At 41.7% G+C, this 3,518-nt stretch carries 4 protein-coding genes; 2 read left to right on the forward strand and 2 right to left on the reverse strand.

Annotated elements, in window-relative coordinates; translation table 11 throughout:
- Nucleotides 1-47: 47 nt before the first annotated feature.
- On the reverse strand, nucleotides 48-269 hold the full coding sequence (locus ACM0OY_RS39765) for a hypothetical protein (RefSeq protein WP_414574201.1): 222 nt from the start codon (nucleotides 267-269) through the stop codon (nucleotides 48-50).
- Nucleotides 270-446: 177 nt separating this feature from the next.
- Nucleotides 447-842, reverse strand: a complete 396-nt coding sequence (locus ACM0OY_RS39770; protein ID WP_414574202.1) for a hypothetical protein — start codon at nucleotides 840-842, stop codon at nucleotides 447-449.
- A 241-nt stretch (nucleotides 843-1,083) separates the two neighbouring features.
- Between ACM0OY_RS39770 and ACM0OY_RS39775 the strand changes: the two genes are divergently transcribed.
- Nucleotides 1,084-1,758, forward strand: a complete 675-nt coding sequence (locus ACM0OY_RS39775; RefSeq protein ID WP_414574203.1) for a response regulator transcription factor — start codon at nucleotides 1,084-1,086, stop codon at nucleotides 1,756-1,758.
- Between the two features lie 20 nt (nucleotides 1,759-1,778).
- Nucleotides 1,779-3,074, forward strand: coding sequence for a sensor histidine kinase (locus tag ACM0OY_RS39780; RefSeq protein WP_414574204.1), 1,296 nt, complete (start codon nucleotides 1,779-1,781; stop codon nucleotides 3,072-3,074).
- Nucleotides 3,075-3,518: the final 444 nt, after the last annotated feature.

Consider the following 3,518-nt stretch of genomic DNA (forward strand, 5'->3'; position numbering starts at 1 on the left):
ATCTGCTGTATCCATAGTGGTTCGCCCTTTTGGCAAAACTTTTTGGTTTACTGATCACGTAACTTTTCGATTGCGTGCTCAAGTAAAACTGTATCTATTTGCTCTAGAGATGTCGAGTCTTGCGAATATCCTGAAACAGCTCCTTCCGGAGTAACCACAAGGGTTTGTTCCTCAACAGCATAGAGGATTGAGAGAAGACGATCCACATTAGCGGTGATATCAACAGAGACTGGAAATTGAGCAACAGTAGCAGAAATAGTATGCTTCATAAAGCTTTTAATAGTGAGGCCGATCGCCTTAAAGCAGTAGATTAGTAAAAAAGCTTAAACAAATTGATTAGCACTCAACTCTCAAATTGTGTACTAATTATACGGTAAACCTATCTAATTACTGTATTTTGTTTTTTGAATCCTAGAATCAGTTAAACCTAAAGGTGCGATTTGGTATTAGTTTTCAATGCGATAACGTATTAACTGCTTAATTGCTGTTATCGGCAATCCTAACGCTTGAGCGCTTGCGGCATCAACTTGAGCAAATTCAGTCACAGGGAACTCAAATTCCATCTGCTTTAACACCGAATCAGCAGTGTAAACTTTGACTTCAGTCAACTTTTCTTGACGTTGAATTACCGCTTCAATAGACATGACAGCGAGTGAAACAGAAAACTGAATGTGATGTTTTGAGTCGGCGTGGATTTGGGCGGTTGTGTCATAGGTGTAGCTTAAGACTTGATGTGTCAGCAAACCCGTACTTAACCAAAAAAATAGTCCGATTAAGGGTATTGGCAGCCAAAACTCTAGTCCTAAGTTAATTAGAAATTGCAGCCAACGAGGTCGAGCCATAACCCTGTTTTGTCACTTTCGGTAAACAATAATTGAAACAAAATTCTCAACCTTTGATTGGATAAAGCTTTGAGCCTTTATTTATTAACAGAAACTAAAATTTCTAGCCAAAACTCAGAAATCAAAGCTTCAGAAGGCTGTCAGAGATTGGCTGATACCAGTTTGACATAACAGGGATAATACAGAAAAAGGTTGATGATAAATTTATCATAGGAAAATAGAAAGTATAGCGACATAATGAATGAGAATCTTGCTTGTAGAGGATGATATTACTCAGTTACAACCACTACAGGGTGCGCTCTCGAAAGTTGGACATGTTGTAGATGGTGCTGAAGATGGTGAAACAGCCCAGTGGTTAATGGAACAGAGAGACTACGACCTGTTAATTTTAGATTGGATGTTGCCCAAGGTCAGTGGTGTGAGTCTGTGTCAAAAGTATCGTCAAGCAGGCAAAACGGCTCCAGTAATGATTCTCACTGCTAAGGATGCAATTTTGGATAAAGTGTCTGCTTTGGATGTTGGTGCAGATGACTACCTAGTTAAACCCTTTAGTTTGCTCGAACTATTGGCACGAGTACGAGCATTGGGACGCAGAGCGCCACTGTGGCAAGGTGACACGCTAGAGTTAGCCGACTTACAACTTCATCTCAACACTCTAACGTTACAACGCCAGGAAGTTACAGTCCAGTTATCGGGTCGAGAGTTTCAATTGCTGGAATACTTTCTGCGACATCCTCAGCAAGTACTCACTCACGCCCAAATCGAACAAGCACTTTGGGAGTGGAATTTACAGCCAGATAGTAAAGCAATAACGATGTTAGTGCATCGACTACGGCAGCGCTTACAGATGGTAAAAGCAGAAGATTGGCTTGAGACCGTGTACGGTATAGGATATCGATTAGTTGCTCCTGAATAATGCGATCGCTCATTCCTCCCATGTTCAGCCGCAGTCGGCGTAACCTAGCTCGCTGGTTTACGCTCTCAATGGGAAGTATTCTGGTTATCTTTGCAACCATACTTTACTTTTTAGAAGTCAAAGAGCAATTGCGGGCATTTGACCAAGAACTTTACAATACAACGCAGCTGATGGTGGCGGGTGTTGAAGATGGACGTTACCAACAACAGCAACGCATTAGTCTCGAAGATGTCCCCATCTTAGGTGGTGAAGCTTTGCCCTTTGACAATAAAATTATTTATGCCCGTTGGTACACTCCCAAAAAGCAACTACTAGAGTTTTTTGGTGTCACTCCATCAGAGCAGTTAAAAAATCAACTAGGATTTCAAACAATTGAGTTAGGCGATCGCGTTTCCACTAGTGTTCGTCACAATCAACTGCTGCGTCAATTAACAGTTCCGGTTTTTCAGGATAAACAATTAATTGGCTATCTGGAAATAGCAGCTTCTTTAGCACCTGTTGAAGAAACTTTATGGTCTTTGAGACTGTTTTTAATAGTAGGTGTGCCTATTGCTTTAAGTGTAATTGGTTTGACGGGTTGGTTTCTTGGTGGAATGGCTATGCAGCCAATTCGCCAATCCTACGAGCAATTACAGCGCTTCACTGCTGATGCCTCCCACGAACTACGGACACCGCTTCAAGCAATTCGGAATCACGCTCAGTTTGGTTTGCTCGAACCAATCGATCCTAATCAACAGCAAAGTTCTCTAGATAATATTGACCAGATTGCCCAATCAATGGGAATGTTGATTAGTGATTTATTATTCTTAGCTCGGAATGAAGGACAGTTAAAACCAGAGGCACTTAACCTCGTCAATTTGGTTAGCTGGCTCGAAACATTAGTAGAAGAATACACCCATTCAGCAAAGGCAAAAAACTTAGAATTAACCAGCGAATTTCCCGAACAATTGGTAATGTTGAGAATCAATCAAGATTTAATGCGGCAAGCAGTAAAAAATCTTCTCAGTAATGCCTGCCACTACACGCCGTCTGGAGGTAGAGTTCGCTTACGAGTTTTCCTTGCGTCTCGTTGGGTGGTAATTGAAGTCCAGGATAGCGGTATTGGGATTCCAGAGGCAGATTTACCCCATATCTTCGAGAGGTTTTATCGAGTAGATAGTGTACGCTCGCGCCATACAGGAGGTTTTGGGTTAGGATTAGCGATCGCACAACAGATTGTCCAGGTACATGGGGGACAAATTCTAGCAATCAGCCGTTTGGGTGAAGGCTCTACATTTCAAATCAAACTACCATCCACGCCTAAATCCTCACCATAACGAACAATTAATAGCAGGTGGGCTAGCAAATATTTTCATTCGTAGTGAAAGAAGACCCTGGCTGGCGATCAAGCTGTTACCCAGGGCGAACGCATCTAAATGTAGTACATATATACTTAAAGAAGCTTAATCGCTTGTGTCAGGGAGGTAAACAGGGCGGCCGCATCATGTCAACAAGCAAAGTCTATTCTCAATAGAACTAAAATTAATGTCATTAACTCTTGCTTATTGCGAAAATTTTAGGCGATCGCTTTGGGGCTTAAAAAATAATCAAGCGCGAAATCCTGATTTTTTCGTTGGTTTTTAACCTTCGTTGTGATCAAGAGTAATTTAGATGCGTTTGCCCTGAGCCCCCACCAATCGCCCAGATTTCATCGCCTTGGTGTTTAGCATCCAGGGCCATACCTACTACTTTTTTCAAATATTTTTCATACCAGTCCTTAA

It is taken from the genome of Nostoc sp. CCY 9925 (assembly GCF_963920935.1).
Taxonomy (GTDB): Bacteria; Cyanobacteriota; Cyanobacteriia; order Cyanobacteriales; family Nostocaceae; genus Nostoc.